General features: G+C 62.3%; 19 protein-coding genes. 16 read left to right on the top strand and 3 right to left on the bottom strand.

Going from position 1 to position 22,170, the window contains the following annotated elements; genetic code table 11:
- Positions 1-58 precede the first annotated feature (58 nt).
- The 5 genes from ACHMXK_RS14430 to ACHMXK_RS14410 all read left to right on the top strand — a co-directional run bounded on the left by ACHMXK_RS14430 (position 59) and on the right by ACHMXK_RS14410 (position 5,168).
- Positions 59-868, top strand: a complete 810-nt coding sequence (locus ACHMXK_RS14430) for a hydroxypyruvate isomerase family protein (protein ID WP_397441242.1) — start codon at positions 59-61, stop codon at positions 866-868.
- A gap of 11 nt (positions 869-879) precedes the next feature.
- On the top strand, positions 880-2,205 hold the full coding sequence (locus ACHMXK_RS14425; RefSeq protein ID WP_397441241.1) for a Rieske 2Fe-2S domain-containing protein: 1,326 nt from the start codon (positions 880-882) through the stop codon (positions 2,203-2,205).
- 35 nt (positions 2,206-2,240) lie between these two features.
- Positions 2,241-3,248 (top strand): Bug family tripartite tricarboxylate transporter substrate binding protein, encoded by a 1,008-nt coding sequence (locus ACHMXK_RS14420; protein WP_397441240.1) that lies wholly within the window; start codon positions 2,241-2,243, stop codon positions 3,246-3,248.
- A 77-nt stretch (positions 3,249-3,325) separates the two neighbouring features.
- Positions 3,326-4,195, top strand: a complete 870-nt coding sequence (locus tag ACHMXK_RS14415; protein ID WP_397441239.1) for a fumarylacetoacetate hydrolase family protein — start codon at positions 3,326-3,328, stop codon at positions 4,193-4,195.
- Positions 4,196-4,208: 13 nt separating this feature from the next.
- Entirely contained in the window at positions 4,209-5,168 is a 960-nt protein-coding gene (locus ACHMXK_RS14410; RefSeq protein ID WP_397441238.1) for a PDR/VanB family oxidoreductase, read from the top strand.
- 43 nt (positions 5,169-5,211) lie between these two features.
- Here the strand turns inward: ACHMXK_RS14410 and ACHMXK_RS14405 are convergent, their stop codons facing one another.
- Complete coding sequence (locus tag ACHMXK_RS14405; protein ID WP_397441237.1) at positions 5,212-8,286, bottom strand: FAD-binding and (Fe-S)-binding domain-containing protein; 3,075 nt, start codon at positions 8,284-8,286, stop codon at positions 5,212-5,214.
- Positions 8,283-8,966 (bottom strand): GntR family transcriptional regulator, encoded by a 684-nt coding sequence (locus ACHMXK_RS14400; RefSeq protein WP_397441236.1) that lies wholly within the window; start codon positions 8,964-8,966, stop codon positions 8,283-8,285. Before ACHMXK_RS14400 ends, ACHMXK_RS14405 begins: the two co-directional genes overlap by 4 nt.
- Positions 8,967-9,081: 115 nt before the next feature.
- Between ACHMXK_RS14400 and ACHMXK_RS14395 the strand changes: the two genes are divergently transcribed.
- The 6 genes from ACHMXK_RS14395 (at position 9,082) to ACHMXK_RS14370 (ending at position 15,955) form a co-directional block, all read left to right on the top strand.
- Entirely contained in the window at positions 9,082-10,302 is a 1,221-nt protein-coding gene (locus ACHMXK_RS14395) for a pyridoxal-phosphate-dependent aminotransferase family protein (protein ID WP_397441235.1), read from the top strand.
- A 73-nt stretch (positions 10,303-10,375) separates the two neighbouring features.
- A complete protein-coding gene (locus ACHMXK_RS14390) occupies positions 10,376-11,344 on the top strand; it encodes a Bug family tripartite tricarboxylate transporter substrate binding protein (protein ID WP_397441234.1) in 969 nt (322 codons plus the stop codon).
- A 100-nt stretch (positions 11,345-11,444) separates the two neighbouring features.
- Positions 11,445-12,644: a CaiB/BaiF CoA transferase family protein gene (locus ACHMXK_RS14385; RefSeq protein ID WP_397441233.1), complete on the top strand. Its 1,200-nt coding sequence runs from the start codon at positions 11,445-11,447 to the stop codon at positions 12,642-12,644.
- Positions 12,641-13,417: an enoyl-CoA hydratase/isomerase family protein gene (locus ACHMXK_RS14380; protein WP_397441232.1), complete on the top strand. Its 777-nt coding sequence runs from the start codon at positions 12,641-12,643 to the stop codon at positions 13,415-13,417. The genes ACHMXK_RS14385 and ACHMXK_RS14380 overlap by 4 nt, the downstream gene beginning before the upstream one ends.
- Positions 13,418-13,529: 112 nt before the next feature.
- Positions 13,530-14,651 carry an ABC transporter substrate-binding protein gene (locus ACHMXK_RS14375; RefSeq protein ID WP_397441231.1) on the top strand — a complete coding sequence of 374 codons (1,122 nt, stop codon included), beginning with the start codon at positions 13,530-13,532 and terminating at the stop codon, positions 14,649-14,651.
- Between the two features lie 182 nt (positions 14,652-14,833).
- Entirely contained in the window at positions 14,834-15,955 is a 1,122-nt protein-coding gene (locus ACHMXK_RS14370) for an ABC transporter substrate-binding protein (protein WP_397441230.1), read from the top strand.
- A 24-nt stretch (positions 15,956-15,979) separates the two neighbouring features.
- Here ACHMXK_RS14370 and ACHMXK_RS14365 read toward each other — a convergent pair whose 3' ends face one another.
- Complete coding sequence (locus ACHMXK_RS14365) at positions 15,980-16,882, bottom strand: LysR substrate-binding domain-containing protein (protein ID WP_397441229.1); 903 nt, start codon at positions 16,880-16,882, stop codon at positions 15,980-15,982.
- A gap of 249 nt (positions 16,883-17,131) precedes the next feature.
- Between ACHMXK_RS14365 and ACHMXK_RS14360 the strand changes: the two genes are divergently transcribed.
- The 5 genes from ACHMXK_RS14360 (at position 17,132) to ACHMXK_RS14340 (ending at position 22,087) form a co-directional block, all read left to right on the top strand.
- On the top strand, positions 17,132-18,037 hold the full coding sequence (locus ACHMXK_RS14360) for an SDR family NAD(P)-dependent oxidoreductase (protein ID WP_397442531.1): 906 nt from the start codon (positions 17,132-17,134) through the stop codon (positions 18,035-18,037).
- A 14-nt stretch (positions 18,038-18,051) separates the two neighbouring features.
- Positions 18,052-18,471: a Zn-ribbon domain-containing OB-fold protein gene (locus tag ACHMXK_RS14355; RefSeq protein WP_397441228.1), complete on the top strand. Its 420-nt coding sequence runs from the start codon at positions 18,052-18,054 to the stop codon at positions 18,469-18,471.
- Positions 18,468-19,649: a thiolase gene (locus ACHMXK_RS14350; RefSeq protein WP_397441227.1), complete on the top strand. Its 1,182-nt coding sequence runs from the start codon at positions 18,468-18,470 to the stop codon at positions 19,647-19,649. The genes ACHMXK_RS14355 and ACHMXK_RS14350 overlap by 4 nt, the downstream gene beginning before the upstream one ends.
- Before the next feature lie 143 nt (positions 19,650-19,792).
- Positions 19,793-20,959, top strand: a complete 1,167-nt coding sequence (locus ACHMXK_RS14345; protein WP_397441226.1) for an acyl-CoA dehydrogenase family protein — start codon at positions 19,793-19,795, stop codon at positions 20,957-20,959.
- A gap of 141 nt (positions 20,960-21,100) precedes the next feature.
- Positions 21,101-22,087 (top strand): Bug family tripartite tricarboxylate transporter substrate binding protein, encoded by a 987-nt coding sequence (locus tag ACHMXK_RS14340; RefSeq protein ID WP_397441225.1) that lies wholly within the window; start codon positions 21,101-21,103, stop codon positions 22,085-22,087.
- The last annotated feature ends 83 nt before the right edge of the window (positions 22,088-22,170 follow it).

Genomic DNA, 22,170 nt, shown 5'->3' with positions numbered 1-22,170 from the left:
GGTTTGTCTAAACAGTGAGGGCACCTTACCATGCCGGCATAAAAGGAGTTTCCCCACGATGCTGCGTTTTGATCCCAACCTGAGATGGCTGTTTACCGAAGTCCCCATGCTGGAACGTTATGAAGCCGCCGCTGCGGCCGGTTTCCAGGGTGTGGAAGTAGCTTTCCCCTATGACTACCCGGCGGCAGAAATCGCCGCGCGCCTGCAGGGCAACGGGCTGCAACTGGTCCAAATCCTCTCGCCTTTCGACTGGGATGCCGGCGAGCGTGGTTTGGCCGCCTTGCCGGGGCGCGAAGAGGCGTTTCGGGCCAGCATACGTACCGCACTGGATTACGCGGTACAGGTCGGCAAACCCATGATCCACGTCATGCCCGGCAACATGACGCCGGAGCTGGACCGCCGCCAGTGCATGGATCTGTTCCTGTCGAATATCGCCTGGGCCGCCGATCTGGCGAAAACAGCCGGCGTGACCCTGATTCTGGAACCCTGCTGCCGCGCACGTTTCCCGCAGTTCCTGTACCACCGCATTGACGAGGGTGTGGTGGTGGTCAAGACGCTGGGCCGCGACAACGTCAAGCTGTGTTTCGACACCTTCCACATTCAGATGGAAGAGGGCGCCATTGCCGCCCGGCTGCAGGCCGCCTGGCCGCACATCGGACACATCCAGGTGGGCAATGTGCCCGGCCGCCACGAACCCGGTACCGGAGAAATCCACTTCCCCTACCTGCTGGGCCTGATCGAAAAGCTGGGCTGGGACCGCTGGATAGGCTGCGAATACACCCCCTCTGGCCACACGCTGGACACCCTGGCTTGGGGCAAGCCTTATGGCCTGCGTGACCCGCGCAAAGCGGCTACAGCCACCCACTGAAAGGACTTGCCATGTTGACTGCTGCCGACAATGAACTGCTGACGTGCACAGGTGCGCAGACCCCGATGGGGCAATATTTCCGCCGTTTCTGGCAGCCGGTTGCGCTGTCGCGTGAACTGGCCGAAAACGACGGTGCGCCGCTGCGCGTGAACATCATGGGTGAAAACCTGGTCGCCTTTCGCAACAGCGACGGTGTGGTTGGGCTGACGGATTCGCGCTGCCCGCACCGCGGCGCCAACCTGTACTTTGGCCGCAACGAAAACTGTGCCATCCGTTGTGTGTTCCACGGCTGGAAGTTCGATCTGCAGGGCAAACCCATCGAGTTGCCGAATGTGCCGCCCGGTTCGGCCTACCACCAGACCATTCGCCTGAAGGCCTACCCGACGCGCGAGTACGGCGATGTCGTGTGGGCCTACATGGGCCCCGATCCCTGGGACCGGGTCTTGCCGGAGGTGCCCGAGCTTGAGTTTGGTGCCTTGCCCGCCTCGCACCGCTATGTGACCAAGAAGCTGCAGGAATGCAACTGGGCACAATCGATCGAAGGTGCGCTGGACACCTCGCATTTTTCCTTTCTGCACATGCCCGCGACGGGTGTGCCGTCCAACGCAAACCCGGACGCACCTGCCGATGAAAAACGCCTGCGCTGGATCCGTGACGACCCGCTGCCGAAGTTCTCCATTCTTGAGCACGAGGTAGGTTTTGTGGTGGGCGGCGCGCGCAAGGCCGAAGGCGATACGCGTTACTGGCGCAGCGCCCAGTTTGCGCTGCCCGCGCACAGCACCACACCGTCCACCTTGCCGGGGGAAACGCATTTCGGCTACACCTGGGTGCCGATTGATGATGTCAATTGCTGGATCTACACCTATGCGTGGAACCCCGACCGGCCACTGACGGAAGAGGAAATCCTGAAATTCAAGGGCGGCCATGGTGTCATCGCCGAAGTGGATGACAAGTTCATTCCCATCCGCAACCGCAGCAATGAATACCTGATTGACCGGCAGCAGCAGAAACACATCAGTTTCACCGGCGTGCGTGGCGTGGCCGAGCAGGACGCCATGATCCAGGACAGCCAGGGCGGCATTGCGGACCGAACGCAGGAGCATCTGTCGCCCTCGGACGCGGCGGTGGTCCGGTTTCGCCGTGCCGTGTTGAGCGGCGCCAAGGCCCTCGCCGCCGGCAACGAACCGCAGGCACCGCTCAAACACGAGGCCTACAGGCTGCGTTCGGGCAGCTGGTTTGCCGCCGAAGGCGTGTCCTTTGAACAGGTCATGCGGGAACGATTTGGTGACCCGGTCGGACGTGTCACGGCCAACACGGCCGGCGTAGCGGCCACCTGACGGCCGCACCCATCACACTTAACAGGAGACAAGACATGAACCCTTTTACTGATTTTTCTCGAGCGCGCCGCGGTGTATTTCGCCTGGCCCTGGCCCTGCCTCTGGCTTGCGGCCTGGCCTTCAGCGGCGCGGCCCAGGCCCAGGCTTATCCCAACAAGGCGATCAAGCTCATCATTCCTTATGCCGTGGGTGGCTCTACCGACCAGACCGGCCGGCTGGTGGCGCAGTCGCTGTCCATTCGTCTGGGCCAGCCGGTGGTGGTGGAAAACCGCGCCGGGGCGGGCGGTACCCTGGGTCATGACCTGGTGGCCAAATCGCCGGCCGACGGCTACACGCTGCTGTTCAGTGCCGCCGGTCCGCTGACCGTGACGCCTCACACCTACCCCAAGCTGAGTTATGAGCCGGTGAAAGGTTTTGAGCCGATCACACTCGTCGCAACGCAGCCGCTGCTGTTGGTCGTCAACCCTGCACTGAAGGTCAACACCGTTGCCGATCTGATTCGGGACGCACAAGCCCGGCCCGGCAAGCTGAGTTATGGCTCTTTCGGCAACGGCAGTGCGGCCCACCTGGCCGGCGAGTATTTCAAGACACTGGCCAAGGTCGACATGGTGCATGTGCCCTACAAAGGCAGCGGGCCCGCCCTGGTGGATCTGGTCGGCGGGCAGATTGACCTGATGTTCGATGTGTTCAGCACCGCCGCACCTCTGGCCAAAAGTGGCAAGTTGCGTCCGATCGCGATCACCTCCAGCGAACGTTCACCGCAGTTTCCCGATGTGCCCACCATGCAGCAAGCCGGCGTGACCGGTTTCGAGGCCGGGACCTGGTTCGGTGTGTTGGCACCGGCGGGCACCCCCAAGCCGCTGATCGCGCAATTGTCGAAAGAGTTGAACGCGGTGCTGGAAGACAAAGGCCTGCGCGACACCCTGGCGGCTCAGGGCGCCGTGGTTCGTGGCGGTACACCCGCGCAGTTCAGCACCTTCTTCAAGGCTGAATTCGACAAGTGGGGAAAAATCGTCAAGGCCGCTGGCGTGACGACTGACTGACTGACGTTCCTTTTTTTCATCCGGCCTGACTGGTCTGTTGCAGCGGCTTTCCGCTGCCCCTTTTTTTTCTGTTCTTCATGAAACTTCTGAGTTATTCCTTTCGCGGCGTTCCCAGCTGGGGCGCCCTCATCAACGGCCGCATCGTGGACCTGCAGGCGGCTTTTCAGGGACGTGCACCCACGCTGCGCAGCGCGCTGGCGCAGTTCTCGCCGGATGAGATTGAAACGCTGGTCGCATCACATCCGGCCAGCATAGACGCCAAAGACGTTGCCTGGCTGCCCGTCATCCCGGATGCCGCCAAAATTTTCTGCATTGGCCTGAACTACGACGAACACCGCATCGAGGCCAATCGCGACAAGACCGCGCAGCCCACGGTGTTCCTGCGGCTGGCCGCCTCGCAGATCGGTCATGACGAGCCGCTGTTGCTGCCGCCGGAGTCGGAACGTTTCGATTACGAAGGTGAGATCGCCGTCATCATCGGCCGCGCCGGCCGCCGTATTCCGGAAGACGAGGCCTGGGGCCACATCGCCGGTTATGCGCCCTACAACGATGGCTCCATCCGCGATTGGCAAAGCCACACCACGCAATGGACGCCGGGGAAAAACTTTCCGGCGACGGGCGGCTTCGGCCCCTGGATGGTCACACGCGGGGAAATTGCCGATGGGCAGGAGTTGACTCTGACCACGCGTCTGAACGGCGAAGTGATGCAGCAGGCCACCACGGCGCAATTGATTTTCTCCATTCCACGCCTGATCAGCTACCTGTCGACCTTTGTTCCGCTGGAGCCTGGCGACGTGATCGTGACCGGCACGCCGGGTGGCGTCGGTTTCAAACGCACACCGCCGGTGTTCATGCGTGCCGGTGACACGGTGGAGGTGGAGGTCAGCAGCGTGGGCACACTGATCAACACCGTGGCGGCCGAAACGCCCGTGCCTGGCAAGGCCTGAGCTACACGTCGGCATGCAGAACAATCTCATCGAGGTTCGCGTGGTCCGCAAGGCCATTGAGGCCGTGGACATCTGTTCGCTGGAGCTGGCGAGTGTGTCTGGCGAACCCTTGCCGCCGTTTAGCGCGGGTGCCCATATCGATCTTCATGTCGGCGGTTTTGTGCGTCAGTATTCGCTGTGCAACAACCCGTCGGAGCGGCACCGCTACCAGGTGGCGGTCTTGCGGGAGCCGCAATCACGCGGCGGCTCTGTGGCCATTCATGATGGTTTGTTACTGGCGCAGACGTTGAAAATCAGCCCGCCCCGCAACCATTTTCCATTGCTGCAGGAGGCACAGCACTCGCTGCTGCTTGCCGCGGGTGTGGGGATCACGCCGATTCTGAGCATGGCGGAGCGTCTGGCGAACGCGAAGGCCGCTTTCACCATGCACTATTGCACGCGATCCCGCGCACGTACCGCCTTCCGGCATCGCATCGCGCAGTCGGCGTTTGCCGAGGCCGTCAACTTTCACTTCGACGAAGATGGCCAGGCGGGGAAGTTTGACCTGGCCGCCGCCTTGCAGGCTGCGCCTGCCGGCACACACCTGTACACCTGCGGGCCTGCGGGTTTTCTCGGCCATGTTCTCCAGACGGCCCGGGATCACGGCTGGCCGGAGGAACGTTTGCATTACGAGTATTTTTCCGCCGCACCCTCGACATTGCCACAAGGTGCTTTTGAAGTCTGTATTGCCAGCACCGGCAAACGCCATGTGGTGGCGGCAGGAGAAAGTGTGGTGGATGCGCTCGCCCGCGAAGGTATCCACCTGCCCATATCGTGCGGGCAGGGCGTGTGTGGCACCTGCTTGACGGGTGTGCTGGCGGGTGTGCCCGATCATCGGGACATGTTTCTGACCGCGGAGGAGCAGTCGCGCAACGACCAGTTTGCGCCTTGCTGCTCCCGGGCACACAGCACCAGTCTGACGCTGGACCTTTGAGGCTGGACGGGCGGTCGCGGCATGGTGTCGCGACCGCGCAGTATCAAGGCCGCAACTGCTGCGCCATCAACACCGCCACGTGAATCGCTTCGCGCTGGGCGCCGTCCCGGATCTGGTGGCGGCAACTGGTGCCGTCGGCCACGACGATGGCGTCGGGTTGCTGGCGCACTGCCGGCAGCAGGCTGAGTTCGGCCATCTGCATGGAGACCTCGTAATGGCTGGCTTCGTAACCAAAACTGCCGGCCATGCCGCAGCAACTGGACTCGATCAGCTCGGGCTGGGCACCGGGGATCAGCTTGAGCACGTCGAGGATGGGACTCACCGCGCCGAAGGCCTTCTGGTGGCAGTGGCCGTGCAGCAGGATGGCTTGCGCCGTAGGCTGCAGCTGGGCTTTGAGTTGCTCGAGCTTGCCGGCCGCCGCTTCGCGCGCCAGAAACTCTTCAAACAGCAAGGCCTGGCCGCTGATGGTTTGCGCCGCCTCGCCCAGGCCCATGACCAGCATCTCGTCGCGCATGGTCAACAGGCAAGAGGGCTCCAGGCCCACGATGGCGATGCCTTTTTCGGCAAAAGGCAGCAGGGCGTTCACCAGTTCCTGGGCCTTGGCCTTGGCTTGGTCCACCATGCCGCTGGCCAGAAAGGTGCGGCCGCAACACAGTTGTTTGCCGTCTGCTACTGTTTTGGTAGCTACGTGCGCAGTGTAGCCGGCGGCTTGAAGCACTTTCAAGGCTGAACTGGCGTTGTCGGACTCAAAATAACCGTTGAAGGTGTCGACAAACAACACCACCGGTTTGCTGGCGGCCAGTACCTCATCGCGGCTGGCGCTGCGCGGCGCGGAGTTGAAAAAGGTTTTTGTCTGCCACTGCGGCAAGGTCCGTTTGGCGGACAAACCGATGAGTTTTTCGCTCAATCCGGCCAGGCCGGGGATTTTGTCGCGCAGGTTCAGCAGCGGCGCAAAACGGCTGGCCCAGCGGGCGTAGTCCGGCAGGTAGGCGACCAGTTTGTCCTTCAAGGTGTAGCCGTGTTTGGCCTTGTAGTGGTGCAAAAACTCGACCTTCATCTTGGCCATGTCGACGCCGGTCGGGCAGTCGCGTTTGCAACCTTTGCAGCCCACACACAGGTCCAGGGCTTCCTGCACGGCTTCGCTGGTGAAGGCGTCTTGTGCCTGGATGCCGGGCAACTGGCCGGAGAGTGCCAGGCGCAAGGTGTTGGCGCGGCCACGGGTCACATGTTTTTCGTCGCGTGTGACGCGGTAGCTGGGGCACATGGTGCCGCTGTCAAACTTGCGGCAGTGGCCGTTGTTGTTGCACATCTCCACGGCTTTGGCCAGGCCTTGTGCCGGGTCGCCGCCGCTGCCGGGGGCGCTGGTCTGTTCGGTGGCCGGATCGTTCTGCACGTCCCAGGCCTGCCAGTCGAGTGCGGTCTTGATCGGGATGACCTTGTAACTGGGCGGAAAACGCATGAGCCGCGTGTCGTCCATCTTGGGCGGGTTGATCATGCGGCCGGGGCTGAGCAGGCCCAGCGGGTCCATGAACTGCTTGATCTTGGCAAAAGCCTCGTTGATCTGCGGGCCGAACTGCCACTCTATCCACTCGCCGCGGCACAGGCCGTCGCCATGTTCGCCGCTGTAAGCGCCCTTGAACTTGCGCACCAGCTCGGAGGCTTCTTCGGCAATCGCGCGCATCTTGGGCGCACCTTCGCGCCGCATGTCCAAAATGGGCCGCACATGCAGGGTGCCGACCGAGGCGTGGGCATACCAGGTGCCTTTGCTGCCGTATTTTTTGAAGACTTCGGTCAAGGCGTCGGTGTATTCGGCCAGGTGCTCCAGCGGCACGGCGCAGTCTTCGATAAAACTCACGGGTTTGCCGTCGCCCTTGAGGCTCATCATGATGTTGAGCCCGGCCTTGCGCACTTCCCAGAGGTTTTTTTGCGGCGCGTCTTCGGTCATTTCAACGACAGAGTCGGGCAGCAGCAAGTCGCCCATCAACTCGCCCAGGCGTTTGAGTTGGGGCAAGAGTTCGGCCTTGCTCGCGCCCGAAAACTCCACAAGCAAAATCGCGGCCGGCTGGCCGATCAGCGCGCTGCGAATCGTCGGTGCAAACGCCGGATTCTGCAGCGACAAATCAATCATGGTGCGGTCCACCAACTCGACCGCCGTCAGGCTGCCATCGCCTATCTTGACGATGTGTTGCGCCACGTCCATGGCGCGGTAAAAGGTCGGGAAATTCACCACGCCCAGCACCTTGGCGCGGGGCAACTCGCTCAGTTGCAAAGTCAACGACTTGGTCAGTGCCAGCGTGCCTTCGCTGCCGACCAGCAAATGCGCGAGGTTGACCGAACCGTCGCTGGTGTAAGGCCGCTCGCTGCGCGGGTCAAAAATATCCAGGTTGTAGCCGCCCACACGTCGCATGACCTTGGGCCAGAGCCGGCTGATGGCCGGTTGCAACTCCTCGGCCAGGCTGCGCACATAAGTGCCTAACTCGCGCGCCTTGCCGCTGCTGTTGGCATAGCTGCCTAGTTGCAACAACTGGCCGTCGGAGGTCCAGGCCTCTGCGCCCAAGACGTTGTGCACCATGTTGCCGTAGGCAATGCTGCGGCTGCCGCAGGAGTTGTTGCCGGCCATGCCGCCCAGGGTCGCCTGCGCGCTGGTGGAGACGTCCACCGGGTACCAGAGCCCGTGTTTTTTGAGCGCGGCGTTGAGATGGTCCAGCACGATGCCGGGTTCGACCTCGGCCGTGCGTTTGTCGACGTTCACATCGATGATGTTGCGTATGTGTTTGGCATGGTCTATCACCAGCCCGGTGCCCACGGTCTGGCCGCACTGGCTGGTGCCGCCGCCGCGCGACACGATGGGCACACCCAGGTCGCGGCAGATGTCCAGCGCGGTCTTGACGTCGGACGTGCTGCGCGGCACCAACACACCGACCGGCATCACCTGGTAGATCGAGGCGTCCGTCGCATAACGGCCGCGGTCGGCCGGGGCAAACAAGACTTCGCCGCTGGTCTCGGCGGCCAGCCTGGCCGCCAGCCGTCCGGCCACTTCGTTGCTCACCTGGGCCACAGTTTCGTAGGCGTGGGCCGCGGTTTCCCGCGTTACGTTCAAAGGCAGGGGCGCGTTCATGCTTTGGCCGTTTGTTTGGCTGCGCGCAGTTGCTCCACCACCACATCGCGTTTGTTGTCCAAGTGGGCCAGCAACACGGCGCGCATGGCGGCCGCGTCGCGCTTGCTCAGCGCGTCAATCATTTGTTCATGTTCTTTCACGGCGGTGCGCCATTTGTCGCCGTCCTGGTTGGAGCGAAAACGCAGGGCCTGCAGCCGCGCGTTGACCTGGTTGTAGGTCGCGGTGAGTACCGGGTTTTTGGCGGCGCTATTGATGGCGCGGTGGATCGCGGAATTAAGCTGGTAATAAGCGGGCAGGTCGCGCCGTGTGTAGGCCGCCAACATCTCGTAATGCATGGCCTTGATTTCGTCGAGTTCGGCCTCCGTGATGCGTTCGGCGGCCAGGCTGCCGGACTGGGCCTCCAGCCCGGACATGACTTCAAAGGTGTTCAGGATGTCGGCTTCCGACAACTCCACCGCGATGGCGCCGCGATTGGGCAGCAACTCGACCAGGCCTTCGGCGGCCAGCATCTTGATGGCCTCGCGCAGCGGTGTGCGCGAGACATTGAGGATTTCGCTGAGCTCGCGCTCATTGAGTTTGGCGCCAGGCGCGATGCGGTTTTCGACCAGCATCTGGCGCAGGCGGTGCGCCACCTGCTCATGCAGGGCGGCGCGCGGGATAGGGATGATTTCAGCACTCATATATAAATTTTGTATGCAAAAAGTTTGCATGTCAAACCCAGTGTTTCCCCTTGTTATGGTTGACAAATGAATTTTGTATGCAAAAAATGGCGAATATTCATCGGAGAACCTGTTTATGCTCATGCTTGACTTTCACCCCACCGGCCGTCACTTTTTGCAAATTCCCGGCCCGTCGCCGGTGCCGGACCGCATCTTGCGTGCCCTGAGCCTGCCCACCATCGACCACCGCGGCCCCGAGTTCGGCGCGCTGGGGCTGAAAGTGCTGGCGGACATCAAGAAAATCTTCAAGACCAAACAGCCCGTGGTGATTTACCCGGCCTCGGGCACCGGCGCCTGGGAGGCGGCCCTGGCCAACACGCTGAGCCCCGGCGACCATGTGTTGATGTATGAAACCGGCCACTTTGCCGCCTTGTGGCAAAAACTGGCGGCGCGTGTGGGCCTGAAAACCGAGGTCATGAGCAGCCCGGGTGCCGATATCTGGCGTCACGGCGTGCGCGCCGATTTGATCGAAGAGCGGCTCAAGGCCGACACCCAACACAGCATCAAGGCCGTCTGTGTGGTGCACAACGAAACCTCCACCGGCGTGACCAGCAACATCGCCGCCGTGCGCCAGGCCATCGACGCCGCCAAACACCCGGCGCTGCTGCTGGTGGACACCATCTCCGGCCTGGGTTCGGCCGACTACCGGCATGACGATTGGGGCGTGGACGTCAGCATCAGCGGCTCGCAAAAGGGTTTGATGTTGCCGCCCGGCATCAGCTTCAACGCGGTGTCTGCCAAAGCCCTGGAGGCCAGCAAAACCGCCAAACTGCCGAAAGCCTTCTGGGCCTGGGACGAAATCATAGAGATGAACAAGACCGGTTACTGGCCATCGACACCCAATACCAACCTGCTTTACGGCCTCAACGAAGCCTGCGACATGTTGCTGGAGCATGGGCTGGACGTGGTGTTTGCGCGGCATCAGCGCTGGGCCGAAGGTGTGCGCGCCGCGGTCAAGGCCTGGGGCCTGCAGATCCAGTGCGCCGATGCGGCGGTGTATTCCCCCGTGCTCACCGGCGTGATGACGCCTGAAGGGGTGGACGCCGACGTGGTGCGCAAAATCATTTACGAACGGTTTGACTGCTCGCTGGGCACCGGCCTGGGCAAGCTCAAGGGCCGGATGTTCCGCATCGGCCACCTCGGCGATTGCAACGACCTGACCCTGATGGCGGCGCTGTCGGGTTGCGAGATGGGCCTCAAGCTGGCCGGCGTCAAGCTCGCCGGTTCGGGTGTGTTGGCCGCGATGGATCATTTCGCCAGCCACACCGCCGTTTTGCCGCTGAAGAAGGCGGCCTGACACCCGTTAGCACCTTCCCGCTTTCCCGCGTTTCTTTTCTGACGATTTCAAAAACAACCTACTGGAGACAAATATGCAACGCAGAACCCTTGTCACCGCCGGTGCCGCGGCACTGGCCTTTCCTTCTCTGATCCTCGCGCAGAACCTGCCGGCCGGGCCGGTGCGCATCATCGTTGGTTTCGCGCCCGGTGGCGGCACCGATATCCTGGCGCGGGTGATCGGCCAGAAGCTGGGCGAGATGTGGAAAACGCAGGTCATTGTCGAGAACAAGGCGGGTGCCTCGGGCACCATCGCCGCCGACTATGTGTCTAAGCAGGCCGGTGACGGCAACACCTTGTTGATGGCACATATCAACAGCCAGGCGATCACGCCCGCGCTGCAAAAAGTGAACTACGACCCGGCCAAGGACTTCCAGTCGATTGTGCTGGTCGGCGTCACGCCCAACCTGCTGATCTGCAACGAAAACCAGCCGGCCAAGACCGTGAAAGACCTGGTCGAGTTGTGCCGCGCCAAGCCGGGCCAGGTGAGTTTCGGTTCGGCCGGCACCGGCAGCGCGCAGCACCTGGCGCTGGAGATGTTCATGCTGGCCGCCAAGGTCAAGGCCATCCACGTGCCGTACAAGGGTTCTGGTCCCATGCTCACCGACCTGATAGGCGGCAACATCCAGTACAGCTTTGACACCATGACGGCGGCCACGCCCCACGTGAAAAGCGGCAAGGCCATTGCCCTGGCGCAGACGCGCCAGAACCGCGTGCCCGCCTACGCCAACGTGCCGACCATGGCCGAGTCGGGCTTCCCCGGCTTTGAGGCGACGACCTGGTATGGGCTGGTCGGTCCCGCGAAGATGCCACTGGCCATGGCCAAACGCATGAACGAGGATGTCAACAAGGTCATGCAAATGCCCGACGTGATGGAAAAGCTGGCTGCTTCGGGTGCCCAGGATGGCGGTGGCTCGACCGAGAAGTTCGGCGACTTCATGCGTGCCGAGCAGATCAAGTGGGCCAAGATCATCAAGGACGGCGGCGTCAAAGGCGAAGCTTGAACCACCCCCGAAGCGCCTCCGGCGCTTCCCCCTCTAGGGGGCGCCACCTGTGGCCCGGCAGAGCCGGTTCCACGCTGGCCTAGGTATTTGAAAGACATTCATGAAAAAACTTCCTCTCGAGGGCGTTCGCGTACTCGACATCAGCCAGGTCATGGCCGGCCCTTATGCCTGCATGTTGCTGGCGGACATGGGCGCCGATGTGATCAAGATCGAGCCGCCTGACGGTGGCGATCAGACGCGTGGCGCCATGGGTTTCAAGATGAAAGGCGCTGACAGCCTGGGCTTTTTGAACATGAACCGCAACAAACGCAGCGTCACGCTGAATTTGAAGTCCAAGGCCGGACGGGAAGTGTTGCTGCGCATGGTGAAGGATGCCGACATCCTGCTCGAAAACTACCGACCCGGCGCGATGAAACGCCTGGGCCTGGGTTACGAGGTATTGAAGGAAATCAATCCGCGCCTGGTCTACACCAGCATTTCGGGTTTTGGCCAGTTCGGTCCCTGGGCCGATCGCCCGGGTTTTGACTTGATGGCGCAAGCCATGTCTGGCGTGATGAGTGTGACCGGTTATCCCGGTGGCCCGCCCGTGAAAGCCGGCGTGCCGGTGGCCGACATCGGCTGCGCCCTGTTTGCCGTGTATGCCACCTTGTCGGCCTACATCGGGGCCAAAAACAGCGGCGAAGGCCAGCATGTGGATGCGTCTTTGTTTGACACGGCGCTGGCCTTTTCCGTCTGGGACATCTGCGACTACTGGGGCACCGGCAAAGCGCCCGAGCCGCTGGGCACCTCCAACAAAATGACCGCGCCTTACCAGGCCATGGCCTGCTCGGACGGCCACTTTGTCATGGGCGCCAACAACCAGAAACTGTGGCTGCAACTGTGCGCTTTGCTGGAGCGGCAGGACTTGCTGCAGGACCCGCGTTTCACCACCATCTCGCTGCGCCTGGCCAACCGGCCCGCGCTGGAAACCGCGCTGGAGCAGACGTTTCGCCAGCATCCCAAAGATTATTGGGTGCAGACCTTGCTCGACGCGGGGATTCCTGCGGGGCCGATTCTGAGCTACCCGGAGGCCTTTGGCAGCGACCATGCGCTGGCACGTGGCATGCGTATGGAGATTGATCATCCGGTCGAAGGGTCGGTGCCCAACATCGGGTTTGCCGTCAAGTTGTCCGGCACGCCGCAACAGGTGCGCCGCCATCCGCCCTTGCTGGGTGAACACACCGATGAGGTGTTGGGCGAGTTGGGCATCCCGGCCGCTGAACTGGCCGAACTCCGCGCGCAGGGCGCGTTTGCATCATGAGTGAAGGCGCTGTTCAACTGAGCATCAGCGGCGGCGTGGCGGCCGTGGTGTTTGATCGCCCGGCCGCGCGTAATGCCATGACCTGGGCCATGTATGAACAACTGGGCGACATCTGCCGGCGGTTGCCGACTGAACCGGGCGTTCGTGTCGTGACCTTTCAGGGCGCCGGTGGTGAGGCTTTTGTGGCCGGCACCGACATAGAGCAATTCCAGTCTTTTCAAAGCGGCGAAGACGGCGTGGCCTACGAGCGCAGCATCGATGCCGGCATAGGTTTGATCGAAGCCTTGCCCATGCCTACCGTGGCGGTGATCTCTGGCTGGACCATAGGCGGCGGCCTGGCGATGGCCACGGCTTGCGATTTCCGCATCGCCACACCGGCCTCACGCTTTGGCGTGCCGATTGCCAAAACCCTGGGCAATTGCCTGTCGATCAGCAACCTGGCCCGGTTGAGCGCCGTGTGGAGCCCGCAACGTGTCAAACGCATGTTGCTGCTGGCGGAACTGATCAACGCCGACGAAGCGCTGGCCTGCGGTTTTTTGCAGCAGCTTTGCCCATCCGACGAGCTGGCCGCAGCGGCCAGCCGCTTGTGTGAACGTCTGGCTGCGCTGGCACCGGTCACGCAAAAAGTCAGCAAGGAAGGTTTGCGCCGTTTGTTGTTGCGGGATTTGCCGGCTGCGGAAGACCTGATACGCCAGTGTTATGGCAGTGAGGACTTCCACGAGGGTGTGGCTGCGTTTGTCATGAAAAGAAGCCCGGTGTGGAAGGGGGGCTAACACTCTTGTCTGGTCCGGCCAGAACCAGCAGAATGCGGTCCATCAACGCGGCCCGCGTACCGAGCTGCTTGTGAACTTGTCATTCTTTCAACCGAGAACGGGGATTTATTTCATGAGAGTTGAGTTTTCCAAAGTCGGCGCCTGGCTGGCCGCGTTGGGTTTTTGTCTGGCCAGCGCCAGTGCGTCGGCAGAGATCGTGCTGGGCCACTCGGGTGATTTGTCCGGCTCCACCGCCGCGTTGACGACCGACTATGTGCGCGGCATGAACGCGTATTTCGACGACCTTAATAAAAAGGGCGGCATACGTGGCGAGAAGATCAAGCTGATCAGCCTGGACGATGGTTTCAACCCCGACAAGACCGCTGAAAACACCCAACTCCTGATCGAGAAACACAACGCGGTGGCCTTGGTCGGTTTTCGCGGCACGGCCAACATGCTGAAAATCGTGCCTATCGTCCAGGCCGCCGGCATCGCCCAGATCGGCAACACCAGCGGCGCCAAGTCGCTGCGTGACCCCTATGTGCAGGGCCTGTTCCATGTGCGCGCCAGCACCACCGACGAGATCGAAGCGGCCGTCAACCACGCCTGGACCATAGGCATCAAAAAGATCGCCGTGGTTTACCAGGACGACGCTTTCGGCAAGGAGGGCCTGGAGGCCATGAATACCGCCATGCAAAAGCGGGGCGCCGCACCCGCTGCCGTGGCCCCGGTGCCGCGCGGCACGGTGGATGTGGCCAAGGCGATCGATGTGGTGGCGGCGGCCCAGCCGCAAGCGGTTTTGCTGATTGGCCAGGCCAAGCCGAATTCGGCCTTTATCAAGGGCCTGCGCCAGAAAGGCGTGAGCCCGCAGTTTTTTGTACTCAGCGTGTCCTCGGGCCTGCATGCCGAACTCAAGGAACCGTCGGCCGGCGTCATCGTGACCCAGGTCGTGCCTTACCCCTTCACCGAACTGGGCAACACCGTGGTGCGTGAGTACCAGACAATTATTTCGCAGACTGCGGATAAAAAATACAGCTACAACAGCATGGAAGGTTTCCTGAATGCCAAGCTGGTGGCCCGCGCCCTGCAGAAAACCCCGGGTGCACCCACACGCGCCAAACTCATCAACACGCTGGAGTCTTTCACCAGCGAAGACCTGGGCGGTTTTGCGCTGACCTACAGCAAACAAAGCAACCTGGGTTCGCGTTTTGTGAATCTGACCATGATTCGCGCCGACGGCTCGTTTGCGCGTTAAGCCGCGGGGTCGGGCCCCTGTGGTCGCAGGGGCCCCGGCTGGCGTGTTGCGTGCAGCCGACGCAGGGTGGATCCGTATTGTCCTGGGCTGTGCCGTGATCTAGAGTGCTTGCGTCGGTAGCAAAAAATCACAACAATTTTGCGCCGCCTCATTTTTACTTTAGCCACGGACAACCCCTTCCCATGTTCGCCATCAAAAAATCAAGCGTCTCAGCCCTCTGTTTGTCTTGCCTTTTTTTGGCGGGCGCCAGCCATGCCCAAAAAGCCTGGGTCGTGGGGCAGTCTGCGCCCTTGAGCGGTAGCAACGCCAATTTTGGCCGTGACATCCGTGATGGGGCCGCGGCCTATTTCAAATCCGTCAACGCCAGGGGCGGGGTTGCTGGCCTGCCGATTGAACTGGTCGCCCTGGATGACAAAAACGAGCGAAAAATCGCGGGTGCCAACACGCAGAAGCTGCTGGAAAGCAACGAGGCCGTGGCCTTGTTTGGTTATGCGTCGGCCACCCTGAGCCTGGACGCCATGCCGCAGGCGGAAAAAGCCGGCGTCTTGTTTTTTGCGCCGTTTTCAGGTGCGAACCCGGTCCGCAAATCCAGCCCGGTGGTGTTCACCTTGCGCGCGTCCTATGGCGACGAGTTGGAAAAAATGCTTTCCTTCTGGACCGGCCTGGGCCTCAAACAAGTGGTGGTGGTGCATTACGACGACGAGGTGGGCAAGCAGAACCTGGCCGTGGTCACGCAATACCTGGCCAAGCAAGGCAAGACACCTGCGGCTTATTCCCTGCAGCGTAATGCCAAACTGGGTGCCGCAGAGGTGGCCGATCTGCTCAAACTCAAGCCCGATGTGATCATCAACACGGTGCTGTCAGGGCCGGCCGCCGAAATCAGCAAACAAATTGTCGCGCAGGGGAAATTCATACCCACCTCCAGCCTGTCCTTTGTGGGCGCGCAGCAATACATCGAAGCCGCCGGCGAAGCCGGTGCCGGCGTTTCCATTTCGCAGGTGGTGCCCAACGCCGCATCCACCCTGCCGGTGGTCAAGGAATGCGCCAAGGCCTTGAAGGATGCCGGTGTGAGCCAGGCCATGAACAGCGCCCACCTCGAATCCTGCATAGGCGCCAAAGTGCTGACGGAAGCGATGCGCCGCAGCAAAAAGCCCGGCGACGCCAAAGCCTTGTTGGCCGCCATGAAAAACCTGGGCAGTTACGACGCCGGTGGTTTTACCGTGACCTACGGTTCCGATCAGCAACATGGCAGCAAGTATGTGGAGCTGGGCATGGTGACGCGCGAAGGCAAGCTGCGCAACTGATACTGATACGGACCGAGCAAGGCCTCAGGCCGCCGGTTCCCGGTAATGCGCACACAAGGTTTCAATCAGCGACTCGGCATAACGTGGCAGGGCGTCGCGGTTGCGCACCAGGATGTAACGCTCGCGCACACTCCATACGTCGGTCAGTTCGATCAGTGCAATACCCATGCCGGCCTGGTTGCGCCGCGCCGCCGACTCCGGAACAATACCGACGCCTACACCGGCACCAATCATGCGGCACATGCCGTCAAAACTGGACAGCTGGATACGCAGTTTCATGGGTTTGCCCAGGGCATCGGTCACTTGCGATAAAAAAGTTTGCAGGGTGCTGCCGTATTGCATGCCCACGGCGTCTTCATCCAGCGTTTCGGCAAAGGCGATTTTTTTGCGGCGCGCAAAACGGTGGTTTTTGGCGGTCGCCAGCACCAAGCGGTCGGTGCTGAAATGGATGGCCTGCAAACCCAACGTATCGACTTTGCCGGCCACGATGCCGATGTCGGCCCGGCCATCGAGCACGCCACGCGCAATTTCGGCGTTGGGTTTTTCCTGCAGGTCAATATTGATCTTGGGGTTGGCCGATAAAAAACCCGGCAGGATTTCCGGCAAAAAATCCGTGACCGCCGTGGTGTTGGCAAATACCCGTAGATGCCCGCGCAGGCCGCCGCCGTATTCCTGCAGGTCGGTGCGCAACTGCTCGGCCTGCCGCAACACGCCGCGTGCGTGGTACAAAAAAGCTTCGCCGGGCGGTGTCAGGCGTACGCCCCTGGCTTCGCGGTAAAACAGGCTCAGGCCGGACTGGGCTTCCAGGGATTTGACACGGGCGCTGGCCGCGGCCAGCGACAGGTGTTGGCGTTCCGCGGCGCGTGTCATGTTGCCTTCGTCGGCGATCAGCACAAAAAGCCGCAGGTCGGTCAGGTCGAATTGCATGGCGCCATGCTAATACACGACAGGTCAAGCCTTCGATCTCGCTTAAGTCATTTTCGGCAAGGGTTAACCCTTTGTTGGTGATCCCAGTAGAGAGAAGGGCGCGGATGCCATCCGAAAGGCTTCCAAATTTCCGAAGACTGGCTGCGGAAATTGCAGATTGTTGAGCGCTTGGCTTGCGACGACGATGCCTTTTGTTCGCCGAACCGGCGCTTCACGACACATGAGGAATCAACAATGAGCAGAACAGGCATGCTGCAAGGCAAGGTAGTGGTGGTCACCGGGGCCGGTGGCGGTATCGGGCGCGACATGGCGCTGGCGATGGCGCGTGAAGGCGCCCGGGTGGTGGTCAACGACATTGGTGCGTCGGTGGCGGGCGAGGGCAGTGACGCCGGTCCGGCCCAGGCGGTGGTCAATGAAATACGCGCCGCCGGCGGCGAGGCCGTGGCCAACACCGACAGCGTGTCGCAGGCCCAGAGCGCCCAGCAGATCATCACCAGCGCGATGGACAACTTCGGCCGCATCGACTGCGTGGTCAATAACGCCGGCATTTTGCGCGACCGTTTTTTCCACAAGATGGCGGATGAAGAATGGGACGCCGTGATCAAGGTCCACCTGTACGGCGCCTACCACGTCAGCCGCGCCGCCGCACCACATTTCAAGGCGCAGGCGTCGGGCAACTACATCCACATGACCTCGACCTCGGGCCTGGTCGGCAACTTCGGCCAGGCCAACTACTCGGCGGCCAAGCTCGGTGTGGTGGCACTGTCCAAGTCGATTGCCCTGGACATGCTCAAGTTCAATGTGCGTTCCAACTGCATTGCGCCGTTTGCCTGGAGCCGCATGATAGGTGCGATTCCCACCGACACGCCGGAAGAGCAGGCCCGGGTCGACCGCATCAAACAAATGACACCGGCCAAGATTGCGCCGCTGGCCGTCTGCCTGGCCAGCGAAGAGGGGCGTGATGCCAACGGGCAAATTTTTGCGGTGCGTAACAACGAGATTTTCCTGATCAGCCAGCCGCGGCCGGTCCGCTCGGTGCATCGCTCGGAAGGCTGGAGTCCGCAGTCGGTGGCCAGCCACGCGCTGCCCGCCCTCAAGGCCAGCTTCTATTCGCTGGACCGCTCGGCTGACGTGTTCAGCTGGGACCCGATTTGAAACAGGCGCCCGCTATGACTCAAGAACAAACCCTTTCTGGCGCCAGCGATGGCGTTCAGGCCATGCACCAGGCGGCGCTCGACGCCGGGCGCTTGCTGATCCAGCGCTGCACCGACTGTAGCCAGCATGTTTATTTTCCGCGTGAAAGTTGCCCGCATTGCGGTTCGGCCGCGCTGGACTGGGTTGCGCCCACTGGCCTGGGCACGGTGTACGCCGTGACCACGGTGCGGCGCAAGCCCGAGGCCGGCGGCGACTACAACGTCTCGCTGGTGGACCTGGACGAAGGGGTGCGGCTGATGAGCCGTGTCGACAACATCCCGCCGCTGGATTTAAAGATCGGCCAGCGTGTGCAGGCGCGAGTCCATCTGACCGACGGATGCGGCCTGGTGCTGTTCGATCCGCTGCCTGCGGCCCTGGTGGGAGTTGCACCATGAGCGACACCTCCCTGAAAGCCTTGCGCGGCAGCGCGGCGATTGCCGGCGTGGCAACTTTTGGTTGCGGTGAAACTCCGGGCTTTAGCGACATGGAGTTACTGGCACGTTCTGCGCGCGCGGCGGTCGCCGATGCCGGCCTGAAGATGAGCGACATCGACGGCTTGTGCACCGCCAGCGCCTCGGCCACCATGTGGGCCATGCCGGTGGTCGAGTACCTGGGCCTGCGCCCGCGCTACATCGACAGCACCATGCTGGGTGGCTCCAGCTTTATCGCCCATCTGCTGCCGGCCATGCAGGCCTTGCAGTCCGGCCAGTGCAATGCGGTTCTTGTGTGTTACGGCAGCGCCCAGCGTTCGGCGCAGTTCGGCCGGCGCGAGATTGGCGCGGCGCGCCGCTGGATGGACCCGCAGCCTTATGAGGCAGCGTACGAGCCGCTGCAGCCGCTGTCGGCCTACGCGTTGGCGGCCTCGCGCCACATGTTTGAATTTGGCACCACACGCCGCCAACTCGCCGAAGTCGCGGTGGCCGCGCGCCAATGGGCCGGTTTGAATCCTGAAGCCTTCATGCGTGCGCCGCTCAGCATCGAGGATGTGCTGGCCGCCCGCATGGTGTCCGACCCTTTGAGCGTGCGCGATTGTTGCCTGGTCACCGACGGCGGTGGCGCCTACGTGCTGGTGCGCGCCGAGCGTGCCCGCGATCTGCCGAAACCACCGGTCTATGTGCTGGGCAACGCCACTGCCGTGTGGAACCGGCAGATCTCGTCCATGCATGATCTGACGGTCACTGCGGCCAGCCAGTCCGGCCGCGAGGCTTATGCGATGGCGGGGCTGGCGGCCAAGGACATGGATGTGGTGCAGGTCTACGACGCCTTCACCATCAACACCTTGCTGTTCCTGGAAGACCTGGGTTTTTGCAAAAAGGGCGAGGCCGGCAGCTTTGTCGAAAACGGCGGCATTGCGCCCGGCGGCCATTTGCCGGTCAACACCAACGGTGGCGGCCTGTCTTGTGTACACCCCGGCATGTACGGCATTTTTGCGCTGATCGAGGCGGTGCGCCAGTTACGCGGCGAAGGCGGCGCACGGCAAATCGCCGGTGCGACGACCGCGCTGGCGCATGGCAACGGCGGCACCTTGTCGAGCCAGGCCACGGCCATTCTGGGCACGGCGGCGGCACTGTGACCGGTCTGTGGAAGACGGTTGCTCCTGAAAGAATAGCTGCTTGCGCCCGCTAGATAAGGGCTAGAGGCCTATTTTTCTTAAGAAATGATTGAAATCGCTGCCGCCCGCTGGGCCGGGCGCGGCGATACACCCAAGGAATACCCATGATCAGAGATGCCGAAACCATGACCGCCTTGCTGGACACCGTGAACCGCTTCGTGCGCGAACGCCTGGTGCCGGCCGAGAAGGAGGTCGAGGAGACCGACCAGATCCCGCCGGCCATCGTGCAGGAGATGAAAGCCATGGGCTTGTTCGGCCTGACCGTGCCCGAAGAATACGGCGGCTTTGCGTTGACCATGGAAGAAGAGGCGCAGGTGATCATGGCGCTGGGCAAAACTTCGCCGTCCTTCCGGTCGCTGATAGGCACCTCGGTCGGTATCGGCTCGCAAGGCATTGTGTTTGACGGCACGCCCGAGCAAAAAGCCAAATACCTGCCCAAACTCGCCACCGGCGAACTCATCGCCTCGTTTGCGCTGACCGAACCCGATGCCGGCTCGGACGCCGCGTCGCTGCGCACCACGGCGATTCGCGGCACGGACGCTGACGGCGAGCACTACATCGTCAACGGCACCAAGCGTTACATCACCAATGCGCCGCAAGCCGGCATCTTTACCCTGATGGCGCGCACCGATCCGTCCAACAAGGGCGCGGGCGGGGTCTCCGCCTTTATCGTCGAGGCCGGCACGCCGGGTTTGTCGATCGGCAAGATCGACAAAAAGATGGGCCAGCGCGGCGCGCACATCGCCGATGTGATTTTCGAGAACTGCCGGGTGCCGGCGAGTCAACTGATAGGCGGCAAGGAAGGCCAGGGTTTCAAGACCGCGATGAAGGTGCTGGAAAAAGGCCGCATCCACATTGCCGCCCTGTGTGTCGGCGTGGCCGAACGTATGCTGAAAGACGCCCTGAACTACGCGATCGAGCGCAAGCAGTTCGGCCAGGCGATTGCCGGCTTCCAGCTGGTGCAGGCCATGCTGGCCGACAGCCAGGCCGAGTTGTACGCGGCGCGCTGCATGGTGCTGGACGCCGCGCGCCGGCGTGACGAGGGCCTCAACGTCTCGACCGAGGCCTCGTGTTGCAAGCTGTTTGCTTCCGAGATGTGCGGCCGCGTGGCGGACCGCGCGGTGCAGATTTTTGGCGGCGCCGGTTACCTCAGCGAATACAGCATCGAGCGCTTTTACCGCGACGTGCGCATTTTCCGCCTGTACGAGGGCACCAGCCAGATCCAGCAGATCGTGATTGCCCGCAACATGGTGCGGGACGCCACGGCATGACATGACCAGCTGCATCGCCGGCTTGTTACGGCGGGTGGCCGTGCATCGCTATCAGTCAAGGGTGGGAGGGGCCTGAGTCCGGACCACCGTGCAGAGCAGAGACAAGAAAAATTCACCAACCATCCCTTGAGGAGACAAGCCATGCGCAGCCCTTTTATTTCGACCCGCCTTTCTCGCCGACGCCTGATGGCGGGTTTGCTCGCCAGCGCGGCGCTGGTGGCGGCACCGGCCGGCGCCCAGACTGGCCAAACCCTGCGCTTGGTCGTCGGTTACGCCCCCGGTGGGCCGGTCGATGCCGCCGCCCGGTTGTTTGCGCCGGCGTTTTCCCGGGAGCTGGGCATGCCGGTGATTGTGGAAAACCGCCCCGGGGCCAGCGGGGTCATGGCCGGCCACTCGGTGGTCAAAGCCCCGGCAGACGGGCTGCAGGTGTTTTTTGCTGCCAGCCCGACCATGACCATCAGCCCGCACATCCTGAAGTCCATGTCTTTCAATCCGGCCAAGGACCTCAGCCCGATTGCCCCCATCCTCAGTTATTCGAACGTGCTGGTGGTCGGCAAGGAGCAGCCCTTTAAAACCGTCAAGGAGTTGCTGGCCTACGCCAAAGCCAACCCCGGCAAGCTGACCTATGGCTCGGCCGGCGTGGGCGCTTCCAACCACCTCAGCGGTGAGTTGTTTGCCAAACGCACCGGCACCACCTTCAACCACATTCCCTACAAAGGCAATGCCCCGGCCATGACCGACGTCATAGGCGGGCAGTTGCACATGATGTTCGACATTGTGGGCAGCGCCCGCAACTACATCTCCTCGGGTCGGGTGCGCGCGCTGGCCGTGACATCGAGCGAACGCAATGCCTCGCTGCCAGAGGTGCCCAGCATGCGTGAAGAAGGGGTGGCCGACTACGAGGTCGGCGGCTGGTACGGCCTGTACGGCCCCGCCGGGCTGCCTGCCGCCATCGTGGCCCGTTACAACGAGGCGACCCGCAAGGCGCTGGCCCATGAGGAATTGCGCAGCAAGCTGGTCGAGCAGGGCTACGAGTTGTGGCTGGGTTCGCCGAAAACGCTGTCCGACCGGGCCGCCAAGGAGCTCGCCATGTGGGGCAGCGTGACCAAGGGCATTCAGGTGGAGTAAACAAGCCCTGGCGATTTGCATCCTGTTCCGCTCAAGCCTTCACCCGACTGTCATCCCGGACCTGGTCCGGGATCGCAATGACA

The organism is Polaromonas sp. UC242_47 (genome assembly GCF_044452385.1).
Taxonomy (GTDB): Bacteria; Pseudomonadota; Gammaproteobacteria; order Burkholderiales; family Burkholderiaceae_C; genus Polaromonas.
The sequence above is the reverse complement of the archived record's forward strand: the minus strand, read 5'-3'. Positions and strand labels throughout refer to the sequence as shown.